The organism is Mangrovihabitans endophyticus (assembly GCF_014646155.1).
Classification (GTDB): Bacteria; Actinomycetota; Actinomycetes; order Mycobacteriales; family Micromonosporaceae; genus Actinoplanes; species Actinoplanes endophyticus.
Window position 1 is genome coordinate 127,940 of record NZ_BMMX01000011.1, and the last position, 21,520, is coordinate 149,459.

The 21,520-nt window shown below is 69.1% G+C and carries 18 protein-coding genes and 1 tRNA gene; 9 read left to right on the forward strand and 10 right to left on the reverse strand.

Annotation, left to right across the window (positions count from 1 at the left end; genetic code table 11):
- The first annotated feature begins 157 nt into the window (after positions 1–157).
- Complete coding sequence (locus IEY73_RS15040) at positions 158–1,837, forward strand: ISAzo13 family transposase (RefSeq protein WP_189079826.1); 1,680 nt, start codon at positions 158–160, stop codon at positions 1,835–1,837.
- 181 nt (positions 1,838–2,018) lie between these two features.
- Here IEY73_RS15040 and IEY73_RS15045 read toward each other — a convergent pair.
- Together IEY73_RS15045 and IEY73_RS15050 are read right to left on the reverse strand one after the other, a co-directional pair.
- Positions 2,019–2,103: transfer RNA gene (locus IEY73_RS15045), tRNA-Ser, on the reverse strand.
- Positions 2,104–2,198: 95 nt separating this feature from the next.
- The gene (locus IEY73_RS15050) at positions 2,199–2,654 is read right to left on the reverse strand and encodes a PH domain-containing protein (RefSeq protein WP_189079827.1); all 456 of its coding nucleotides are present in this window, start codon (positions 2,652–2,654) and stop codon (positions 2,199–2,201) included.
- A 63-nt stretch (positions 2,655–2,717) separates the two neighbouring features.
- Between IEY73_RS15050 and IEY73_RS15055 the strand changes: the two genes are divergently transcribed.
- Together IEY73_RS15055 and IEY73_RS15060 are read left to right on the forward strand one after the other, a co-directional pair.
- On the forward strand, positions 2,718–3,848 hold the full coding sequence (locus IEY73_RS15055) for a thiolase family protein (RefSeq protein WP_189079828.1): 1,131 nt from the start codon (positions 2,718–2,720) through the stop codon (positions 3,846–3,848).
- A 134-nt stretch (positions 3,849–3,982) separates the two neighbouring features.
- Positions 3,983–4,354 carry a hypothetical protein gene (locus tag IEY73_RS15060; RefSeq protein WP_229715844.1) on the forward strand — a complete coding sequence of 124 codons (372 nt, stop codon included), beginning with the start codon at positions 3,983–3,985 and terminating at the stop codon, positions 4,352–4,354.
- A gap of 29 nt (positions 4,355–4,383) precedes the next feature.
- Here IEY73_RS15060 and IEY73_RS15065 read toward each other — a convergent pair whose 3' ends face one another.
- Positions 4,384–5,271 carry a transketolase family protein gene (locus IEY73_RS15065; protein ID WP_189079830.1) on the reverse strand — a complete coding sequence of 296 codons (888 nt, stop codon included), beginning with the start codon at positions 5,269–5,271 and terminating at the stop codon, positions 4,384–4,386.
- A gap of 3 nt (positions 5,272–5,274) precedes the next feature.
- A complete protein-coding gene (locus IEY73_RS15070; RefSeq protein ID WP_189079831.1) occupies positions 5,275–5,958 on the reverse strand; it encodes a thiamine pyrophosphate-binding protein in 684 nt (227 codons plus the stop codon).
- A gap of 56 nt (positions 5,959–6,014) precedes the next feature.
- Between IEY73_RS15070 and soxR the strand changes: the two genes are divergently transcribed.
- Complete coding sequence (soxR, locus tag IEY73_RS15075) at positions 6,015–6,449, forward strand: redox-sensitive transcriptional activator SoxR (RefSeq protein ID WP_373292791.1); 435 nt, start codon at positions 6,015–6,017, stop codon at positions 6,447–6,449.
- A gap of 10 nt (positions 6,450–6,459) precedes the next feature.
- Here soxR and IEY73_RS15080 read toward each other — a convergent pair whose 3' ends face one another.
- On the reverse strand, positions 6,460–7,413 hold the full coding sequence (locus IEY73_RS15080; protein ID WP_189079833.1) for an NAD(P)H-quinone oxidoreductase: 954 nt from the start codon (positions 7,411–7,413) through the stop codon (positions 6,460–6,462).
- Positions 7,414–7,511: 98 nt separating this feature from the next.
- The gene (locus IEY73_RS15085; protein WP_189079834.1) at positions 7,512–9,389 is read right to left on the reverse strand and encodes a ricin-type beta-trefoil lectin domain protein; all 1,878 of its coding nucleotides are present in this window, start codon (positions 9,387–9,389) and stop codon (positions 7,512–7,514) included.
- 1,471 nt (positions 9,390–10,860) lie between these two features.
- Between IEY73_RS15085 and IEY73_RS33555 the strand changes: the two genes are divergently transcribed.
- Together IEY73_RS33555 and IEY73_RS15095 are read left to right on the forward strand one after the other, a co-directional pair.
- Positions 10,861–11,805: a C40 family peptidase gene (locus IEY73_RS33555; protein ID WP_229715845.1), complete on the forward strand. Its 945-nt coding sequence runs from the start codon at positions 10,861–10,863 to the stop codon at positions 11,803–11,805.
- A 269-nt stretch (positions 11,806–12,074) separates the two neighbouring features.
- Complete coding sequence (locus tag IEY73_RS15095) at positions 12,075–12,605, forward strand: YbhB/YbcL family Raf kinase inhibitor-like protein (protein WP_189079835.1); 531 nt, start codon at positions 12,075–12,077, stop codon at positions 12,603–12,605.
- A gap of 64 nt (positions 12,606–12,669) precedes the next feature.
- Here IEY73_RS15095 and IEY73_RS15100 read toward each other — a convergent pair whose 3' ends face one another.
- The gene (locus tag IEY73_RS15100) at positions 12,670–13,383 is read right to left on the reverse strand and encodes a class I SAM-dependent methyltransferase (protein WP_189079836.1); all 714 of its coding nucleotides are present in this window, start codon (positions 13,381–13,383) and stop codon (positions 12,670–12,672) included.
- Positions 13,384–13,614: 231 nt separating this feature from the next.
- Between IEY73_RS15100 and IEY73_RS15105 the strand changes: the two genes are divergently transcribed.
- A complete protein-coding gene (locus IEY73_RS15105; protein ID WP_189079837.1) occupies positions 13,615–15,588 on the forward strand; it encodes a DUF6311 domain-containing protein in 1,974 nt (657 codons plus the stop codon).
- Between the two features lie 3 nt (positions 15,589–15,591).
- Here IEY73_RS15105 and IEY73_RS15110 read toward each other — a convergent pair whose 3' ends face one another.
- A complete protein-coding gene (locus IEY73_RS15110; RefSeq protein ID WP_189079866.1) occupies positions 15,592–16,317 on the reverse strand; it encodes an IucA/IucC family C-terminal-domain containing protein in 726 nt (241 codons plus the stop codon).
- Positions 16,318–16,747: 430 nt separating this feature from the next.
- Here IEY73_RS15110 and IEY73_RS15115 point away from each other — a divergent pair, with 430 nt between their 5' ends.
- Positions 16,748–18,289, forward strand: coding sequence for a peptide deformylase (locus tag IEY73_RS15115; RefSeq protein WP_189079838.1), 1,542 nt, complete (start codon positions 16,748–16,750; stop codon positions 18,287–18,289).
- On the opposite strand, the gene IEY73_RS15120 is transcribed toward IEY73_RS15115, so the two are convergent.
- Complete coding sequence (locus tag IEY73_RS15120; protein ID WP_189079839.1) at positions 18,282–19,388, reverse strand: globin domain-containing protein; 1,107 nt, start codon at positions 19,386–19,388, stop codon at positions 18,282–18,284. The two genes, IEY73_RS15115 and IEY73_RS15120, sit on opposite strands and share 8 nt — an antisense overlap.
- Positions 19,389–19,477: 89 nt before the next feature.
- Here IEY73_RS15120 and IEY73_RS15125 point away from each other — a divergent pair, with 89 nt between their 5' ends.
- Positions 19,478–20,239 carry a CPBP family intramembrane glutamic endopeptidase gene (locus IEY73_RS15125; protein WP_229715846.1) on the forward strand — a complete coding sequence of 254 codons (762 nt, stop codon included), beginning with the start codon at positions 19,478–19,480 and terminating at the stop codon, positions 20,237–20,239.
- On the opposite strand, the gene IEY73_RS34115 is transcribed toward IEY73_RS15125, so the two are convergent.
- Entirely contained in the window at positions 20,200–21,438 is a 1,239-nt protein-coding gene (locus tag IEY73_RS34115; protein WP_189079840.1) for a hypothetical protein, read from the reverse strand. The two genes, IEY73_RS15125 and IEY73_RS34115, sit on opposite strands and share 40 nt — an antisense overlap.
- Positions 21,439–21,520: the final 82 nt, after the last annotated feature.

The window sequence follows — 21,520 nt, forward strand, 5'->3', positions numbered from 1 at the left end:
CCGAGAATTTCCGACTCCACCAGGCCACCTACGCATTAAGGTACCCTCCGTGTTGATTCACTGACTGCCGGTGACCGAGTCTAGGGCCAACGCCGTTCAGTTAGGGTCCGCTGGGAAACAAGCCGTAGCTTGGCGGATTCGGCTTCGTTGATCTGCTATGGCGGTCGGTGGCGAGGTTCTGGGGACGCTGGCGGCGAAGTTTCAGGTGATCATGCCGCATCTGGATGAGCGGCAGCGTCGTCTGCTGCTGGGCGCCGAGGCCCGAGCTTTGGGTCACGGCGGGATCCGGGCGGTGGCGAAAGCGGCCGGGGTTCGCGAGGCCACGGTCTCCGCGGGTGTCGATGAAGTGGAAGCCGGTGCACCACCGCTGGGCCGGGTCCGCCGGCCCGGCGGCGGCCGGAAACGGGCCACCGAACGGGATCCGGGACTGCTGGCCGCGTTGATGGCACTGGTCGAGCCGGATGAACGTGGTGATCCGATGTCGCCGCTGCGGTGGACGACCAAGTCGACCCGCATCCTCGCCGGAGAGTTGTCCAGGCAGGGTCATCGGGTCAGCGCCGACACCGTCGCGGACCTGTTACGAAAGAACGGGTTCAGCCTTCAGGCCAACGCCAAGACCATCGAGGGCCGGCAGCACCCAGACCGGGACGGGCAGTTCCGCTACCTTAATCAACAGGTCAAGGACCATCAGGCCAGCACCGATCCCGTGGTCAGTGTCGACACCAAGAAGAAGGAACTGGTCGGTCCGTTCTCCAATGCTGGCCGGCAATGGCGGCCAGCCGGTGAACCGGTGCGCACCCGCACCCACGACTTCCTCGACGACAGCCTCGGCAAAGCCGTGCCCTACGGCGTCTACGACCTGACCGCCGACACCGGCTGGGTCAACGTCGGCACCGACCACGACACCGCCGCGTTCGCCGTCGAGTCGATCCGCCGCTGGTGGTCCAGCCGAGGCTGTCACGACTACCCGAACGCCCGCCGCCTGCTGATCACCGCGGACGCCGGCGGCTCCAACGGCTACCGCACCCGCGCCTGGAAAGCCGAACTGGCCGCCCTGGCCGGGCAGACCGGCCTGCAGATCACCGTCTGCCACTTCCCGCCCGGCACCTCGAAATGGAACAAGATCGAGCACCGGCTGTTCTCCCATATCACCATGAACTGGCGCGGACGGCCGTTGACCAGCCACGAAGTCATCGTGCAATCGATCGCCGCAACCACCACCCGCACCGGGTTACGCGTGCACGCCGAACTCGACACCAATACCTACGACACCGGCGTGCGCGTCCACGACCGGCAGATCGCCGCGCTCCCGCTGCACCGCCACAACTGGCATCCCGACTGGAACTACACCCTGCAACCCGAGCCGTTTGAGCAGTTCAGCACCTCTCCAGATCCGTTCGACCAGCCCAGCCCCGACCTGGCATGGCTGCACCATCCCGCCCTGACCGGACTACCCGCCGGCGACTGGGAAACGCTGATCACGACCCTGCTCACCCTGCACAAGCGGCAACGCGAGGCCAGCCTGCACCAACGACGCGGACACCGGCCCCGCATGGCCGCACCCGGCACCGGCCGCCGACCCGTCCTCACCCTCGCTGACCGGCTGCTCGCCTTCGCTCTGCACTACCGGCTCGGGCTGCCGCAAGTCGCCGTCGCCACCCTGTTCACCGTCCGCCCTGAAACCATCAACCGCCGGCTCCGCGAGACCCGCCAACTCCTCGACCAGGCCGGATACAACATCCCACCCAGCGTCCACAAGATCGCCACCATCGCAGACCTCTACGCCCACGCAGCCAGCAACGGCATCCCCTCACCCAACATCAAGACAGCAAGTTAAATCTCTGCGCTCCCTTTAACTGAACGGCGTTGAGTCTAGAGCTCGTGGTCGCGCTATGGTCGCGACGAGCGAGATCCAGCCGCTCCGGCTGAGACCAAGTGAGACTCTGGATCAAGCGACCCGGTAAGCGGGAGCGTGGCGTTCGGCCAGCTCAGGACCGGCTTACCAGCGCTTCACGGAGCGGAGGGCGTGGGATTCGAACCCACGAAGAGTTTCCCCTTACCGGTTTTCAAGACCGGCGCCATCGGCCACTAGGCGAGCCCTCCCGTGCGGCACCCAGTCTGCCAGACCGGCCGGTCTCCGCGTGCGGCCCGGTGCGGCGCAGCAACCCACCCGCCGGATGGGCGGCCGTTGTGCCCGTTCAGGCCGCCGAAGATCGCAGGTCGGACAGCGTGTCTAGCACGTCGGCGGGCTCGGCGCCCAAATCGTGCATGCCGAACAGGTAGATGTTGTCGCCGGTGTCGACTTCCAGCAGCGAGGTTGTCATGCCGAAACGCTCGCGGCGGTCCAGGCGCAGCCGTTCCACCTCGGCCCAACCTACGTGCCTCCGCCCGGCATAGCCGGTGACCAGGGTGAGGCCCTCGGCGTCCGCCGCCAAGCGTATCGGCGCGACCAGGTCGCGCAGCGCCCAGATGGCGAGGCCGGCGGAGGCCACGCCGGCGATGCACCACTGCACGATGTCGTGCCGGCCGAAGGCGAAGACCAGCACCAGGACGGCGACCGCGCCGAGGCCCTTGGTGACGGGGATGACCGGCTTGATCTGCCACGGTTGCGCCGACGAATCTGAGGGTGGTTCGGGCTCTGGGGATGGGGACATGACCCAACTATTCCAGGGTGCGGTCCGTGGCTTCACCGCCACGCAAACGCGTACCGTCGGACCATGCGTGATGCGGTGATCGTCGCAGCGGTCCGGACGCCCGTTGGCCGGCGCGGTGGTGCTCTCTCCGGGGTGCATCCGGCCGACTTGTCCGCGCACGTGCTGCGCAGCCTGGCCGAGCGTGCACCGATCGAACCCGGCGATGTCGACGACGTCGTTTGGGGTGTGGTGTCCCAGGTGGGCGAGCAGTCGTGGAACGCCGGCCGCAACGCCGTACTGGCGGCCGGATGGCCCGAAACGGTGCCCGGGACCACCATCGACCGGCAGTGTGGTTCCAGTCAGCAGGCGCTGCATTTCGCCGCGGCCACGGTGACGTCCGGGCAGGCCGACCTGGTGGTGGCCGGCGGTGTGGAGTCGATGAGCCGGGTGCCGATGGGGTCGAGCGCGCAGGATCAAGATCCGTACGGGGAGGCGATCGCCCGGCGTTACGGCTCGACCGGTTTCAGCCAGGGCGTGGGCGCCGAGATGATCGCCGAGCGTTGGGGGTTCGACCGGCGGCAGCTCGACGAGTACGCGCTCCGCAGCCACGAAAAGGCGGCCAAGGCCCAGGACGCCGGCGACTTCGACGCGGAGATCACGGCCATCGGGGACGTACGCCACGACGAGGGCATCCGCCGGGACACGAACATCGAGAAGCTGGCCACGTTGCGCACCCCGTTCCGTTCCGACGGTGTCGTCACGGCCGGTTCCGCCTCGCAGATCTCCGACGGGGCCGCCGCGCTCGCCGTCACCACTTCGGCCTGGGCTGCCGCCCACGGCCTGCGCCCGTGGGCGCGGGTGCACACCGCCGTGGTCGCCGCCGCCGACCCGGTGATCATGCTGACTGCCCCGATCCCGGCTACCGCGAAGGTTCTCGCACGGGCTGGGCTCACCCTGGACGACATCGGGGCGTACGAGGTGAACGAGGCGTTCGCCCCGGTACCCCTGGCGTGGCTGGCGGAGACCGGCGCCGACCCCGCAAGGATGAATCCCCGCGGTGGCGCCATCGCGCTTGGCCATCCGCTCGGCGCGTCCGGAGCCCGGATCACGACCACGTTGCTGCACCATATGCGGCAGAACGGCATCCGCTACGGATTGCAAGCGATGTGTGAGGGCGGCGGAATGGCCAACGCAACGATCTTCGAGCTTCTGTAATCGAATATTCACCGTGTGGTGGCCACGCCTTCCCGCGAGTGACCGCCGTTACATTCGATATGGACGTCTTTTCTCGCACGTTTCTCCGGGCGGCGTCCGAGTCCGGCGTTGCCCTCTCGACCGTCAGCAGGCACATGCCGATCTTCCGGCGGTGCGTGGATCCGGATGATCACACCGTTCTGGTCGCGCTGTGCACGCAGGTGGACCGCCCATTGAGCGGCGATCACCTGCTGTTGCTCACCTCGCGCCGCCTCGTGGTGACGCAGGAATCCCGCGTTCTGCGCCGGCTCCGGCTTTATTTGAACGCCAACCTGCGGCACCTCAGCGGTGTGATGTGGAACCCGGACGTGCGTTCGTCCACCATGGAGTTCGCGGCCACCGCGGTGGACGGGGTGCGCGAACGGTTCCGGATGCGCGCCGTCGAGCCGGAGCACGTCTGGCACGTCAACACGCTTCTCACGCAGACCTTCCACGGTCAGCGACGATCATTGCCGTCGGCGGCCTGATCCCGGCACGTCGCCGCTGACCGAACAGTTCAAATCACGCCGCTGAGGAAGCCGCTGATCGAGCGTCGCAGGCCGGCCGGGTCCAAGCCGTGCAACCGCGCGTGGTCCGCCGGTGTGCCGTAGGCACGCTGTTCGGCCCGGCCCACGCCGAGGTGCAGGGCGCGATGGGGTAGGCCGGCGAGGGCCGCGGACACCCGTGCACTGGAGGTGCCGGCAAGGTACGGCTCGACCATCACCACGTCCCGGCCGACAAGCGATCGCAGACCGGCGGCGTCCAGCGGCCGGGGCGTCGTGGTGACGGCCACCGTGACGTCCATGTCGGCCGCCGCGGCGAGCACCGGGTCGAGCATCGGGCCGACCGCGAGCACCACCGGAGCACCGTCCGTGCCACGTCGCACCACGGTCAGCGCCGGCTCGATCGGGTATGCGCGGTTGTTGTGCTGCTCGGACAACCGCACGTAAACCCGATCGTCGTGACCGGCCGCGGCGCGCAGCAACGCCGGCACCTCGTCCGGGTGGCCCGGAACGTGCACCGTCCAGCCGTCCAGCGTGTCCAGCAACTGCACGTCGCCCGGCGACTGATGCGTGTACCCCTCGGCCGATCCGTCGTAGGAACCGCCGACGCTCACCAGCACCGCCCCCACGTCCTGGTGTCCCAGGTCCAGCTTGATCTGCTCGTACGCGCGATCGACCAGGAACGGCGCGTACGAGTGCAGGAAGGGCCGCATCCCGGTGAGCGCGAGTCCCCCGGCCACGCCGACCATGAGCTGCTCCCGGATGCCGACGTTGATCACCCGGTCGGGGTGGCGGCGCCGGGCCGGCTCGAACGCGGCGGCGGAGATGTCCGCGAGCACCATGGCGGTGCGTGGATCGTCGGCCAGCAGCGCGGTGGCGGACGTCACGAACGTGTCACGCATCGGTCAGTCTCCCTTCCTGGCGACGGCGGCCACGACGACGTGCGGCCGCTCCCGGTCACGGCGGCTCAGCGCGTGCGCCAGTTCGTCGTGGTCTCGTCCGTCTACGATGGAGGCGGTCCATCCGATGAACCGGGCGGCGATGCCGCCGGGCCAGCCGTGCGTGGCCGAGCGGTTGTCGATGACGATCGCGGTGAATGGCAGGCCAACGGCTGCGGCGTACGCGATGGCCTCGTGGTTGGAGCCCTCGTCCAGTTCCGCGTCTCCGAGCAGGACGAACGTGCGCGTGTTCGAGTAACCCTGCGCTCGCAGGCCGAGTGCGACACCGACGGCGAGGCCGAGCCCGTGGCCGAGAGAGCCGGTGCCGATCTCCACGCCGGGCACCAGGACCCGGTCGGGGTGGTGCCCGAGCCGGCTGTGCGGGCCGCCGACGTCGTCGAGCCAGGAGGGCGGGAAGAATCCCTTGGCCGCGAGGACGGCGTAGTACGCGGCCGGGCCGTGGCCCTTGGACAGCAGGAAACGATCCCGGTCGGGCGCTTCGACGGTCTCCGGGCCGATCCGTAGGATCCGGTCGTAGAGAACCCAGAGCACGTCGAGCGTCGAATGCGCGCTCGGTGCGTGCTTCTCGTCGCCGGTGATCCGCAGGAGTAGGGAATGCACGTCGGTGGCTTCCCTCGTGGTGACTGTCATGCCGCCAATCCTGCAAGTTAAAGTCAGGTTTAACTCAATGTCTGCGAGGAGTGGCGTTGGAAACACTCGGCATCGGCGACTTCGCCGCGCGCAGCGGCGTCAGCCGCTCCGCGCTGCGTTTCTATGAGAAAGAGGGCCTGATCCGGGCCGCCCGTACCGGCGGCAACCAGCGCCGGTACGCGCGGGCCGAACTGCGCCGTGTCGCCTTCATCCGCATCGCCCAGCAGGTTGGTGTGTCCCTGGAGGAGATCCGTGCGGCGCTGGCCACTCTCCCCGCCGGCCGCACGCCGACCAAGGCGGACTGGTCCCGGCTGTCCGCGCGCTGGCATACCAGGCTGGAAGAGCGGATTCGCCTGATGGAGCGACTGCGCGACCAACTCGACGGCTGCATCGGATGCGGCTGCCTCTCGTTGCAGCGCTGCCGGCTGATGAACCAGGACGACCGGCTCGCGCAGCACGGTCCCGGCCCGCGGCGGCTGCTCGACGGGTGAACTGAACCTTTCAGGGCCGCGACACGGTCAGCACGATCTTGCCTAGGTGGTCGCCGGCTTCCATCCGGTGATGCGCCCGCTGTGCCTGCGCCAGGGGAATCGACTCGTCGACCACCGGCCGGATGGCGCCCGATTCCACCAGCGGCCAGACCTGTTCGCGGACCTGCCGCACGATGCGTGCCTTGTCCGCCAGCGGGCGGGCGCGCAGCGTGGTGGCCGTGATCGTGCCGCGCTTGGCTGTCAGCGCGCCCAGGTTCAGCTCGGCGGTGCTCCCACCCTGCATGCCGATGATGGCGATGCGGCCGTCCGGGTTCAGCGCGGCGATGTTCCGGGCCAGATACTTCGCGCCGATGATGTCCAGGATGACGTCCGCGCCGCCGACCTCGGACACGAAATCCGCGGTGGTGTAGTCGATCACGCGATCGGCGCCGAGCTCGGTCAGCCGGTCGTGCTTGTGCGCCCGCGCGGTCACCGCCACGGTCGCGCCCAGCGCCTTGCCGAGCTGGATCGCGAACGTCCCGATTCCGCCGCTGCCGCCGTGCACCAGGAAGGTCTCCCCGGCGCGCAACCGTGCCAGATCCACCACGTTCGACCACACCGTGCAGGCCGCCTCGGGCAGGGTCGCCGCCTCGGTCAGGGAGATGCCGGCCGGTACGGGCAACAACTGCCCGGCCGGGACCGCCACCCGTTCGGCGTACCCACCCCCGGCGAGCAGCGCACACACCCGGTCGCCGGGCTGGTGGCCGGTCACCCCGCCGCCGACCGCGCTGATCACCCCGGCGCATTCCAAGCCCGGATAGGCCGGCGCGCCCGGCGGCGGTGGGTAATGGCCCCGCCGTTGCAGGATGTCCGCCCGGTTCAGCGCCGCGGCGCGGACGTCGACGATCACCTCACCGTCGGTCGGCTCCGGGTCGGGCACCTCGTTCCACACGAGCTTCTGGTTCTCGATCTCGATCGCATGCACCGTCCCAGCTTGCGTCATCGAGATCGGATGCGCAGACGGGCAGGTCCGCGGACGGCACTGCGTCCACGGGCCCGCCCGTCACGAGCGGTGCGCGTCGATCAGGCCGGGACGGTCCACTTCTGGTTCGCGCCGCCGCCGCAGGACCAGATCTGCAGCTTCGCCCCGTCCGCGGTGTTGTTGTCAGTGACGTCCAGGCACTTGCCCGAGCCGACGTTCACCAGGTCGTGACCCGACGTGTACGTCCACTGCTGGTTGCCGCCGCCGTAGCAGTCCCACAACTGCACCGGGGATCCGTTGGCGGTCCCGTTGTCCGTGACGTCCAAGCACTTGTCCAGGCCGCGCACCGTACCGTCGGACGCCATGGTCCAGGTCTGGTTGGCGCTGCCCGCGTAGCAGGTCCACATCTGCGGCCGGTTGCCGTTGGCGGTCGAGCCGTCCGTGACGTCCAGGCACTTGCCACCCAAGCCGGTGATCGCACCGGTGGCACCGGTGCCGCCACCTCCGCCACCGCCACCGCCACCGCCACCGCCGGACTGCGTGCCACTCCAGGTGAAGGTCGCCGACGTACGGGTGGGCAGGTTGTAGGTGAACGACTGCCCGCCCCAGTTCACCTTGACCGACTGGGTGCTGCCGCTGGTGTTGTAGGCGATCAGCGCCTTGGACCCGTCCGGGTTCTTCCAGGCCACGTTCTTCACCGTGGAGTTGGCCGTCGAGTCGATGCGCACCGCGCCCGGCCGCACGAACTTCGTCAGGTGCCCCATCGTGTAGTACTCGATCGTGTAGTCCACCTGACCGCTGCGCCCGTCGCCGTTGTGCACCGTGATCAGGCCGGTGCAGGTGCCGCAGCCGCCGTTGTGCGGACCCCGGTTCTGGTCCACCGCGAGACTCCACTTCGTCCACGACCGCGCCCAGTTCCGGGTGTAGTCGATCATGTTGGTCATGTCCTCGGCGTGTTGGTTGCCCACCCAGGTGCCGCCGGAATGCTCGGTGAAGTACTGGTTCATGCCCGGGTACTGGTTGTGCACCGACGTCGCCTTGCTCGGATCACCGCCGTAGCCGTGCCACGCCACCCCGCCGAAGTTCGGATGGTTGCGGATCGCGGCATCGTTGACGAGCGGGGCGCCCCAGGCGTCATAGTCGCTGTAGTTCCAGTCGTGCACCAGCAGTTTGGTGCTCAGTCCCGCGCTCTGCAGGGCGGGCAGCAGGTCGTTCTTGGCGAACGACTGCAACCCGGACAGCGGCCACTGCATGGACGGGTAGCCGGCACAGCAGCCGGGCTCGTTCTGCTCGGTCACATAGTTGACGTGTACGCCCTGCGCCTCGTACCCCTGGATGTACTTCACGAAGTACTGCGCGTACGTCTTGTAGTACTCCGCCTTGAGATAGCCCTGGTCGTACGAGTTGTTGTCCTTCATCCAGTACGGCGCGGACCAGGGCGAGGCGAACACCGACATCTGCGGGTTGAGACCCTTCGCCTGCCTGGTCAGGGCCATCACATCGGCGTCCCGGCTGAGGGAGAAGTCGCCGAGATCGCAACACGTCTCGTCGTACGAATAACTGGACCGCGCCAGATCGGACGAGCCGATCACGTTGCGTACCGCGCTGACGCCGATGCCGGAGGTCGGGCTGAAAAGTTTTGTCATGACATCGTTGCGGGTGGCCGCGCTGAGCGCGCCGCTACCGTTGATCAGCCAGGCGGCGGTGTCGGTGAACGATGCACCGGCACCCTCGAATTGCTGGTACGTGGTGTTCTCGTTGACGGTGATGGTCTGATTCGCGCCCGCACTGCTGGACGAGAAGCTGACCGGAGACTGTTGTTGCAGGCCACGCGTGACCGTGCGACCACCGCCATCGCTGGTGGTGGTGAGATAGATCTGGACCGGCTCGCCGGCGGCGAACGCCGAGGGTGCGGCGACGGCGGCGGCGCCGACCAGCGCGAGCGCGGTCACGCCGACTCCGATGGCACGTTTGGACATAGGTTGGGGACTCCCTTGCCGTGGTGGGGGCCTGGCTCCGGGACCTCGTAATAAACACCTCGATCGATCGCTTGTCAATCGACCCCATGTCGAGTCGATCAACGTTTGCGCAGCTCAGATCCTGTTAAGCAACTTAATAAAAGCCTTGTAGGAACGGTTCCGTCCGCCCCCGCGCCCCTGCCCGGTCCTGCGTCCGCGTGTGGCCAGCCCTCTCCGCGTCGCCCCCAGCCAGGTGCGTCGATCTTGAGCTTGCGGGTCCGATAAACCGGATGTGTCGGGACAATGCGGTCCACCAATGTCCAAGATCGAGGGGGCTGGGGCATCGGTGCGAGCCACTCGACCGCATCCTTCCGGCATTTCGGGTGCCTTCGGGTGCGGTGGGTCGGGGACGGGACCTGGCTGGCCGTGGCGGGGCGTGGCCGGGGCGGGAGCGTGGCTGGGTGGGACGCGGGGCGTGGCCGTGGCGGGAGCGTGGCTGGGTGGGACGCGGAGCGTGGCCGTGGCGGGAGCGTGGCTGGGCGGGACGCGGAGCGTGACCGGGGCCGGGGCGGGAGCGTGGCTGGGCGGGACCGGGAGCGTGGCTGGGTGGGACGCGGAGCGTGGCTGGGTGGGATCGGGAGCGTGGCTGGGCGGGACTGGGAGCGTTGCCGGGCGTGGCCAGGGCGGGACCGGGTGTGGCCGGGGCGGGGCCGGGGGCGGCTGGGCGGGGCTGAGCGTGGTCGGCCGGGTGGGGAATGTCGCGGCGCTGTTCGCATGAACGGGTCCGGCCGTAGCCGGTAGCTGTATGAACGGGTCCGGCCGTAGCCGATGGCTGCCTGAAGGCGCCCGTGGCGGCCGTGCGGCACGGCTGAACCGCGCCAGGCGGCCGTGGGCTACGGCTCGGGTCGTCTGGAGGGCTCGGTTCTGTGGTTGAGCTGCGCGAGGCTAGCCGTGGGCGCCGGCTGCGCGAGGCAGCCGTGGGCGTCGGCTGCGCCGCGGGCGCCGGACGCCGTGCCGCACCAGCGAGGCGACTGGCTGCGGTCGAGCCTGTTCGACCGGGCCGTTGCGTGGCCTGTTCGACCGGCCGTTGCGTGGCTCTCCGTGCCGTCGATAAGCCCTATGAGCTGCTGTTCCAACGAGACCACCGATCCAGCAGCGTAAATCTATTAACACTTGAGAATGGTCGTACCGCAACCTTTTATTGGCAAATTCTGCGCGTCTTTGCATGGGAAAGGGTGTTGGTGTGTTCCGATGTTGGCGGAAATGCTCATGGTGACCGGGTTCTCCCAGTCGTTCTCATCCGAGGGCGGCTAAGGCGTCGCAGGTCAACGCCTTCGGAGGGGATTCGCGCGAGTGCCCCGGTCCGGCAACGGAGGCAGATCTGTTCGTCCCGCCCACCCGTCGTGCATTGACCGCGGGCGCCCTCGCGCTCGCCGTCATCGCGCCGACCGTTGAGCTGTCCGAGCGTCCGGCGGAAGCCGGTGCTTCGGCCATGCCGGCTGTGCCGGACGGTTCGTTCGACCTGCCGGTCTCACTCGCGCAGCGCGATGTGGACCGTGCCTCGCGGTCGGCCGCGCGAACCCCGGCCGCGCGAACCCCGGCCGCAGTGCTGAACGCAGCCAGGCTGTCCGATTCCCCGCCGTCCGTCGCCGAGACCTTCGAGGCCGGGACGTCGGTGGCGGATGCCGGAGAGTTCGCGGTCCGGAGCCTGCAGAGCAGTCTCCGGCTCGTCGCGTCGACGGCGACGGGTCTGGGCACGGCCGCCTATGTGGCCGCACCGCAACTCCTTCGGGAGCGGCAGATCGGCGAGCAATGGCACATGGAGCAGGCGGCACGACGGCGAGCCGAAAAGGCTCGGCGCATCGCGCTGGCACGAGCACGCCGGGAGGCCGCGCAACGCCGGGCGGCACGCCTGCGGGCGGCGCGGGAGGCCGCACAGCGGCGGCAGGCCGAGCAGCGGCGGCAGGCTGAGCAGCGGGATGCGGAGCAGCGGCGTAAGGCGGAGCAGCGGCGTGCCGCGGAGCGCAAGGTCGCGAAAACCGCGGCGAAGCGGCATTCCTCCAGCACGTCGACGACCCGGCACACCCGCACGACGAAGCCCGCGGGCCGGAGCATGTCCGCGGTGATCGGTTACGCCTGGGCGCAGGTCGGCAAGTCGTACCGCAGCGGCGCCGACGGGCCGAACACGTTCGACTGCTCCGGCCTCACCATGCGCGCGTACGCCCAGGTCGGGATCGGCCTTCCGCACTCGTCGTCGGGGCAGGCGGCGATGGCGCGTACCGTCTCCCGGTCCGCGGCCCGCCCGGGTGATCTCGTCGTCGGTCCCGGGCATGTCGGCATCTACATGGGCAACGGGATGATGATCGATGCGGGCAACTCGCGCACCGGTGTCGTCTACCGCAAGATGTACGACGGCCTGCACATCGAGCGACTCTGATCCGTCGCCGCGTGCCCGCATAGGTGCGACAGCAGTCGGCACCCGCCCCAGGGAGGCGGGTGCCGACTTGCTGATCACTCGGTGGTGACCGATCGCCACCGGGCACAGGGATCTCTGCCACATGCACCCGGTCGGATGTATGACATAAGTGTGCCCGGGTAAGCCATCGATGACGCGCACCACATGTGCGTCGCCGCCCTATGGGCGAGATCCACCCTCAGCGGACGTATTCTCTGCTTTCCATCGATCTGCCGGGAAGGACATCTTTCATGAGCCTGGACCGCGCCGTCGCCCCGGACCCGTACGACATCCTGCCCGCCGTGCCGTCGTTCACGGTGACCAGCACCGATGTGGTTGACGGGCAACCCATGGACGACCTGTTCGCCCACCCCAGCGTGGGCGGTAAGAACCTTTCGCCGCAGTTGTCCTGGTCGGGCTTCCCCGACGAGACTCGGGGCTTCGTAGTGACCTGTTTCGACCCTGACGCCCCGACGGGCAGCGGCTTCTGGCACTGGACCGTGGTCAATCTGCCGCGTTCAGTGACCGAATTGGACCGTGGGGTGGATCCGTTGCCGGGCGGGGCCTTCTGCGTCCGTAACGACTACGGCGAGTCCGTGTACGGCGGGGCTGCCCCGCCGCCGGGAGACCGCACGCACCGGTACGTCTTCGCGGTGCACGCCATCGACGTCGACCAACTGGAGGTGGGCGCCCAAGCATCGCCCGCCTACGTCGGCTTCAACCTGGCGTTCCACACCCTCGCCCGGGCCACCATCCGTCCGACGTACCAGGTCAGCGGCTAACCACGTAGCACCGAGACGAGCCCGCCGGAATGGTGCCGGCGGGCTCGTTCGATGCCAAGCGGGATCAGCGCGGGGTGCGCGCCACCACGAACACCGACTGGCCGAACGGCGGGCGCACCACCGTCTCGGCCGCCTTGGTGAGCGGCAGCACCAGGCTGTCGTAGACCTTCACCATCGGCCCCTCCTTCGGAGCCAGCTTGAAGATGCTTGTCGCGCCGTAGTAGCCGATCAGGCCCAGCGCGTTCGCGTAGTGCAGCTTCTCGATCTCCAGACCGGCCTCGGTCATCGCCGCGCGCATGGTCTTCTTGGTGTACCGCCGGATGTGACCGGTCGCGATGTCGACCCGGCTCATCGCGAACATGAACGCCGGCACGATCAGGATCACCCGGCCGCCGGGCCGGACGAGCTCGGCCATGCTCCGCAGCGCGCCGACGTGGTCCTCGATGTGCTCCAGCACGTTGTAGGACACCGCAGCGCTGTAGTTGCCCTCGGTCTCCGTGGCCGGCAGCAGCAGCTCCCGCACGTCGATGCTGGGGTGGTCGGCCAAGCGCTCCTTGAGCTGCACCAGCCGGTCGGGGTCGGCCTCGGTCGCGGTGAAGCGGGGTAGGTGCTCCGCCCATTCCAGGGCGTAGTCGCCGAGCCCGCTGCCCACCTCGATCGGGTTGTCGCCCAGGTACGGGAGAGCCAGCTCGACGAACCAACGACGGTGGTTCACCGCGGTGGCGAGGCCTTCGAGCACCTCGGACTGGATCCGCTGGTCTCCAGTGATGTCTGCCATGAGTACGTTCCCTCGTCTTGCCTATCCGAGCTGACAGCGGGACCGCACGAGTTAACCACCGGTCGCGCGGGTCCGAAAGTCGAGCGGGGGGTTACCGCTCATTGTTTTCCTGATTGAGACGAACCTCGGGGGGTACGCCTCATCATCACACACATCTTAGATATCGGCTCGATCACGCATCGGCCACCCGTCACAACAACGTTACCAACCTCGGTTAGGCTCGCCGCTGCTATGACGATTACCGGCATTGACTCGACCGACCAGTCGGCAGACGGCGATGCGCTGCCGTCACAGGGTTCGACGCGTGCCGACGGTCTCGACGCGCAGTTGCGGACCCTCGATCCCGATGTGGTCCCCGAGCCGATCCCGGCCCTGCCCACCGAGGAACCGGAGCCTGAGCTCGCCGGTCGCGTCCGGTTCTGGCGCACTCTCACCTGGCGGGACACATTAGCGATCGTCAGCTTCGTGGCGATGGCGTTGTTCCTCACCGCGCCGCTCTGGCTCCATCTTGATCATGAACTGCTGGACGATCCGCAAGATCAGACATTCTTCGAGTGGATGCTGGCGCACGGTGCCCGTGTGATTACGGATGGCGTCTATCCATTCTTCTCCGATCGCATGAATTACCCCGATGGTGTGAACATTATGGCCAACACCTCGGTGTTGGCAGTTTCACTGCCGATGACGCCCATCACTGCGATGTTCGGGCCGCATGTGGCGTTCAACGTATTTCTTACTTCGGCGTTGGCGTTCACCGGCATCTCGTGGTATCTAGTGCTTTCCCGGCAGTTCGTGAGCTCGCGGCTGGCCGCCTGGGTCGGCGCGCTCTTCTGCACGTTCGCGCCGAGCATGGTGTCGCACGCGGGCGGGCATCCGAACATCGTCTCGCAGTTCCTCGTCCCGTTGATCATCTGGCGCACTCTCGCGTTGCGCGCGCCCGGCCGCGTCCTGCGCAACGGCCTGATCCTCGCCGGGCTGCTGCTCTGGCAGGCGTTCATCAACCTCGAAATCCTGTTCATGACCGCGGTGGGACTCGGCATTTTCTGCGCGGTCATGGCCATCACGCGTCGCAAGTCGCGTCCCGGCGAGGTGGCCACCTTCCTGCGCGGTCTCGGGGTCGCCGCGGCGGTGACCCTGGCGTTGCTGGCCTACCCGCTTTCGGTGCAGTTCTTCGGCCCGCAGAGCTACCACGGGTTACCCCAGTTCGTCCGCAACTTCGGCGCCGATCTGGCCTCGTTCACCGCGTACGCCACGCGGTCGGTGGCCGGAAACAGCGTCATCGCCGAGCGCCTCGCGCAGAACCCGGCCGAGGAGAACGCGTTCTTCGGCTGGGGTCTGGTCATCCTCTTCTTCGGCCTGGTTGTCTGGATGCGGCGCAACGTCGCGGTGATCACCATGGCCGGCATCGCGCTGCTGTTCGCGGCGATGTCGCTGGGACCGCGGGTCTTCCTCGACGGCATCAAGACCGGCGTGCCGGGCATCTGGGCGGTGTTGCACAGCGTGCCCGTGCTGAACTCCGCGGTGCCCACCCGGTGGGCGATGGCGATCGCCCCGGTGGTCGGCATCGTGCTCGCGCTCGGCTGCCAGCGCGCGACCGACCTGGTGAAGGCGCAGCCGTCCGCCCGTGGCCCGGTCCGGGTGGCGATGATCACCGCCGTCGCGATGGCGCTGGTGCCGCTGGTGCCGACGCCGGTGCGCTCGGCGCCGATGTCGCCAGTGCCGGAATTCGTCACGTCCGGGCAGTGGCGGGAGTATGTCGACGACGAGCATACGGTCGTGGCGCTCCCGCTGCCCGACTCCAGCTACCCCGACCCGCTGCGCTGGTCGGCGTACACCGGCTTGGACATGCGGATCGCCAGCGCGTACGCCCTGCTGCCCAACCAGAACCCGCTGGACCCGACCGACCGGACCGCGCTGTTCTCCCCGCCATGGCGGCCGACCAGTGGTCTGATGGCCTCCATCAAGGAGGGCAACCCGATCCCGGAGATCACCGACACGCGCCGGGAGATGACGCTCGCCGACCTGCGCTACTGGCAGGCCGGAGTGATCGTGCTCACCCCGCAGACGCGGGACGTGGACATGCTGCGTGCCATGAGCGATCTGCTGGGCTTCCGGCCCACCTGGACGGGCGGCGCGTGGATCTGGGATGTGCGCGCCATGGTCGATGACCCCGACGCCGTGCTGACCGGGCCGGACATCAGTTGACGCCTACTTGCTGCCGATGCAGCAGCCCGGGCACACCTTCGGCTGCGGCAGGGTGAAGGCCAGGCAGCAGGTCCTGCGCTGCACCTCGAAGGCGCCGGCCGGGCCGGGCACCATCTCCACGAGGTCGGCCACGCCCAGCACTCGCAGCAGGGTGTCGATGGCCTCCAGCGAGGAACCGGGCAGCGCGTCTGCCGAGCGCAGCACGACATAGGCCACGCCGGAGGCCAGCGAGCCGAGCAGGGTGCGCTTGCCGATGCGGACGCGGTCGTGGATGGCGTCCAGCAGCGGCGTCAGGTGGCTGTCGAGCAGGGACGCCCGGAAGGACTCCAGCAGGGCCGCCTCGTCCGGCACGACGTGGACCTGGGGCAAGCCGCGGTACGCGATCGGGTCGGACGGCAGCACGGCCACCGGGACGTCCGGACGAAGGCCCACGGTGACCATGCCCTCCGGGGCGTCGACGCGCACCAGGACGTCGGAGCCGGTGAGCAGCGGCACGCGGCGGGCCGAGGCCCAGCCGAGCACGGCCGGCAGGGCCAGCCAGTATGCGTAGGCCTTCCAGGCCAGGGCTGCTGCGGCGTGCGGGCTGGCGTGCCAGCGGCGGGCGGCCGATCCGAGCAGAGCGTCCAGATGCGGTGCGCCGGTCAGCGCGGCGGCCGGGATCCAGCCGGTGTCGTCCCGGACCGTCAGGTCGGGGGCCAGGCCGGGCAGCTCCGTGCTGGTGCCGAACATGGCACGCAAGGTCGCGATCACCGGGGCGAGTGGCTGCTCGGCGACGCTCGGGCTGCGGTCGAGGGCGGTGGTCACGGGCGAGTGCCGTCCGGGTGCCGGTTCGGTCGCGGCGTGTGCCGGATCATGCCGTCACCTCACCTCATCTCGTGTCGCTGCATCTCGGTGTTGCCGGGCGTCTCGGTGTTGCTGGGCATCTCGCGCCGGGCGGCCAACGTACCTGATTAAGGCTAGCCTAACCAACTCTGTCGAGTGGCATGTCCCCCTCTCCAACAGGTGTTCTTCCCTCAAATACGCGCAGCAACGGTGACCTCACCAGGCGTTGTGGCGTTGCCGCATTCGTCAAGGTATTTGTCGGCAAAGCGCTACTAGCCCCTTGCGGACACCGGGAGACAGCGACACTGAACTTCCCGTTGCGAAGGGGACATCCGTGATGACCACCTCGCCCGTGGAACGGGCTGCAGACCAGTTCGTGACGGCGCTCGCACAGTGGCGGGTCGAGCGCGGAATGACGAAGAAGCAGCTTGCCGCACGCATGGGCTTCGATCCCTCGTACGTCAGCCACGTCGAGGGGCGCAGGCACAAGCCCACCGAGGACTTCGCCCGTCGGGCCGAGGCGGTCCTCTCGGCAGGCGGTGCCATCTGGCACCGGTTCCAGGAGTACGACGAGCTCCGGCACGCTCGTGGTACCCCGCTGCACCGAGATCCGCCGGTGCCGGTGCAGTGGATGCCGCCCGGCACCGGGCTGATCGTGGAACAGGAGGTGGCCGCCCTCACGTACGACAAGGGCAATTACCGATGCCGGATCCGGCGTGCGCTGTACAACGCCGGTGTCGAACCGGTGACCCGATACCTGGTGAAGATCGCCGTCGACCGGTATCCGAACGATCCGTCCGGCTCCAACCGGCATCACCGGGAGCACCCGTTGACCTTCGAGGAGATGGACCTGGAGGCGTGGGCGGGAGAGGGTGACGCCGTCGAACGCATGGATCAGCGCCTCAAGCTGGACCGGGACGCGGCCAAGGAGGTGTGGCTGCTGTTCGCCAACGAGCATGGGCAGTTCCCGCTCTATCCAGGCGAGCGCACCACCATCGAGTACGCCTACACGGTCGGCGAGGAGAAGTGGGGGCAGTGGTTCCAACGGGCGGTGCGGCTGCCCACCCGCATGCTCACCGTCCGTCTGGACTTCCCCGCGGAGTTCGAGCCGCAGGTCTGGGGCGTCGAGGCTTCCCTGGCCGCCGAGGTGCCGGTCCGGTCGCCGCTGGAACGCCGCGCCGAGAACGATCGCGCCATCTTCGAATGGTCCACCGATGCTCCGCTGCTCAACGCCCGGTACCGGCTCGAATGGCGGTTCCGCGGTGCGGGAGCGCCGCGATACAACGAGGAGCCACCCGGGCCGACCGACCAGCGGCCCTCACAGCGGATGCGGGACATCGGCATCGTGCAGCGCGGATCCGACCTGTTGCGGTGGCGAGCCCGGCACTTCCAGCTACCCCGTGAGGAGAGTCCCGCCGAGGACGCGGTCACGGCATTGCTGGCCGCGCTGGAGCGGGTCGAGGCCGCGCACAACTTCAGCAAGGGCGTGGGCCTCGCCGCACCGCAGATCGGCCTGTCCGTGGCGGCGGCGGTGGTCCGGCCACCCGATCGCGGCGCTGAGCCGGTGGTCCTGATCAATCCGCGCATCGTGGCGGAGTCGGCGGACGCGGACGCGCAGTACGAAGGGTGCCTGTCGTTCTTCGACTACCGGGGACGGGTGTCCCGGCCGTTACGGATCGAGGTGGAGCATGCGCGGCACGACGGTTCCCGGGTGATCACCTCGTTCGAACGGGCAATGGCCCGGCTGGTCAGCCACGAGATCGACCATCTCGACGGCCGGCTGTACGTGGACCGGATGTCCGTCGACGCCGATCTGGTGCCGGTCGCCGACTATCGCCACACCGGCCAGCCGTGGCGATATCAGGCGCCTGCTAACTGAAACTGTCGTACCTCACCCGTATCGACGGCACCTGTAACTCGGCGAGGGTGCGCAGGGTCGCCTTGACCATGCGCCCGGAGCCGGAGACGAAGAAGTCGTGCTCGTTCCATGGGCCGTACCGGGCCACCACGTCGGAGATGTTGCCCCGCTCGCCGGGGAAGGTGGGGTCCTCGCTGCAGGCGGTGACCACGGACAGCCAGGGGTGGCGGGCCGCGAGCCGGTTGAGCTCGGCCAGGTCGTAGAGGTCGTCGCGGTTGCGGGCGCCGAAGAAGACGTGCACCCAGCGCGTCCGGTTGTATCGGGTGAGCTCCTCCAGCAGCGACTTGATCGGTGCCAGGCCGGTGCCGCCCGCCACGAACACCGCGTCGCGGGTGGACCGCCGGTCCAGATTCATGGTGCCCATCGGCGCGGCCAGCTTCACCATGTCGCCGACCTCCAGACGGCGTACCAGGGCGCTGGACACCCAGCCGGCGCCGATCGCCCGGACGTGGAATTCCAGGGAGTTGTCCCGGCGCGGCGCGTTGGCCGGCGAGTAGGTGCGCCACAGCCGCGGCTGGATCCGCGGGCACTCCAGGCTGAAGTACTGCCCGGCGCGGAAGTCGATCGGCTGCATCGGCTCCACGGTGAAGACCGCGATGTCGCGGGAGCGTCGCTCGTGCGCGACCACCTCCGCCCACCAGTACGGCGGGTTGGTGTCCGCCTCGGCGCCGCCGAGCATCTTCGCCGCGATCACCGCGTACGCGTCCGCCCAGGCCTGGTCGTATTCGACGCTCCATTGCTCGCCGGCGTATTCCCGCATCGCCTCGATCAGCGCGCCGCCGACCACCTCGTAGTGTTCGGTCTCCACGTGAAACTTGCGATGATCACGCCCGAGAGCGCGCAGATAATCGTCGAAACGCTCCGGGTCCTCCAGCGTCTGCACGGCGGTGACAATGGCGTTCAGCAGCCGCGACCGCTGCACATCCATGTGCACCGGGAAAAGCTCACGAAGGTCCGGGTACGACAAGAAGATGCGGGCGTAGAAGTAGCCCGCAACCTTGTCCTGGTGCTCCTCGACGAGACTCCAACTCTCCTTGAGTAATCGCGCCAGGTCTCCCATGAATTCATGGTGTTCACGCATGCCCTCGGCGCGACGCACGCCCGGTGCGACGGGCCGGCGAACCGCGAACCCGGTTCTATCGTTATGACGTGTCCGAAGATCTTGACCGCGCGCGCGTCCTCCGCGGCGTGGTGATCGCCGAAGTCGTCATCGTGCTGCTGCTCTCGCTGGGACGGTCGGCGGTCTACGCGGTGGTCGCCATCGTGGCCCGGCTGACCTCCGGGACCCCGCTGTCGCAGCAGACGGCAACCCTGAACCCGTCGCAGTCGCCACGGCCGTACCTCGACCTGACGTACCAGCTTCTCGGCATCGTGTTCGCGCTGGTGCCGGTGCTTCTCGCGATCTACCTGCTCGGCCCGCGGCGGGCCGCGCTCGGCGTCGACGCCCGGCGGCCCGCCTTCGACGTCGGCTGGGGCGCGACGCTGGCGGCGGCCATCGGGATTCCCGGGCTGGCGCTCGTGTGGGCCGCGGCCCAGCTCGGACTGAACGCGCGGATCGTGCCCGCGGCGTTGCAGCCGGTGTGGTGGGCCGTCCCGGTGCTGATCCTGGCCGCGGTGCAGAACGCCGTGCTCGAAGAAGTCATCGTGGTCGGTTACCTGCTCACCCGGCTGCGCAGCCTGCGCTGGCGGGCATGGCAACTGGTCGCCGTCTCGGCCGTACTCCGCGGGTCCTACCACCTGTACCAGGGGTTTGGCGCGTTCGTCGGCAACGCCGTGATGGGCGTCGTCTTCGCGCTGTTCTTCCTGCGGTGCCGTCGGGTGATGCCGCTGATCGTGGCGCACACCCTGCTCGACGTCACCGCCTTCGTCGGCTACACGTTGCTGCCCAAGGACTGGCTGTCCTGGCTGTGAGCCGCGCCGGGCGGCCCGTTGCGGTACAGCATCGTCGCGCGGGCGGCCACCGCCTCCGCCGCTGATCGGCCGCCCAACGTGGCGGCCAGCAGACTGACCCCCGGGAGGAGCCGGTTGGCGATGCGCAAGGCGGTCCACCCGGCGGCGGCCGTCCCGGCCATGCGGCCCAGCCGCCCGGCCGCGCCGGTGACGCCACCGTCCGCGTACGCCGGCTGCTGCGCCACGTGCAGGGCGCGGTCGGCCTCGGCCCGGCTGCCGTGCACCCGCGTCAGCACGAGGAGGTCGGCCGCGCGGTCGTGACTGCGCGGGTCGACGCCGTACGCCGCCGCGATGTGCAACACCAACTGGGCGTGGGTGAGCGCGGACGTGACGGCCAGGGCGATCGGTGCGTACGAGCCGGCGATGGCGGCCAGGCTGCTGCTGAGCCCGCCGAGCCGGGTGAACTGTCGCGTCGCCAGCCGGGCGACCGCGTCCCCGGTGGCGGCCGGGTAGGAATCCCGGACGTGACGGGCCCACTCGTGCGCGCGGGGGCCGATGCTGTGCACCGCGGCCAGCGCCAACAGTTCCGGGGCGTGGCCCGGGTCGGCGACCAGGTGGGACCAGATCTCGGGAGCCCATTCGGTGCGCGGCGGCAACCCCATGCGTACCGGAAGGATCGACGGTGGCGGCGGGTCGGCGGTCGGTTCCGCGGGCGGGGACGCCGGGATCGGCTCGGGTGAGACTTCCGGCGGCGGTGGCGGGGCCTTGACCGGGGCTGCCTTCTTGCTGGGGGCCGTCTTCCTGCTCGGGGCGGCCTTCTTGGCCGAGGCCACTCTCTTCGCCGGGGTCGCGCCCGTGGCCGGCGCTGTCTTCTCGACCGGGGTGGCCTCCTTGGCCGGGGTGGCCCGCTTGGCTGGGGTGGCCTCCTCGGCCGGGTTGGCCCGCTTGGCTGGGCTGGCCTCCTTGGCTGGGGTGGCTTTCTTAGCCGGCGCTGCGCCTGCGGGCGGGTCCGGGTTCGCCGATGGCGGTTTGCGGGCGGGCTCGGCCTCCGCCGCGCTCGGCTCCGGCGGTTGGAAGGTCACCGCCGGTGCGGCCTTGCTCCGGCGCGGGCGCGGGGCCGGATCCGCCTCGGGCTGGTCCTGCTCGGGCGTGCTGAAGGCGGCCCGCGCGCTGCGCGCCCGGGGCGGCCTGCGCCGCGGCGTGGACGGGTTCTCCTCCATGCCGTGGCAGCCTAGCCGGGTGACGGCCATTTATCCCGCCAGAAATCGGGCCGGCAGCCGGCCGGCAGCGGGCCGGACGCCG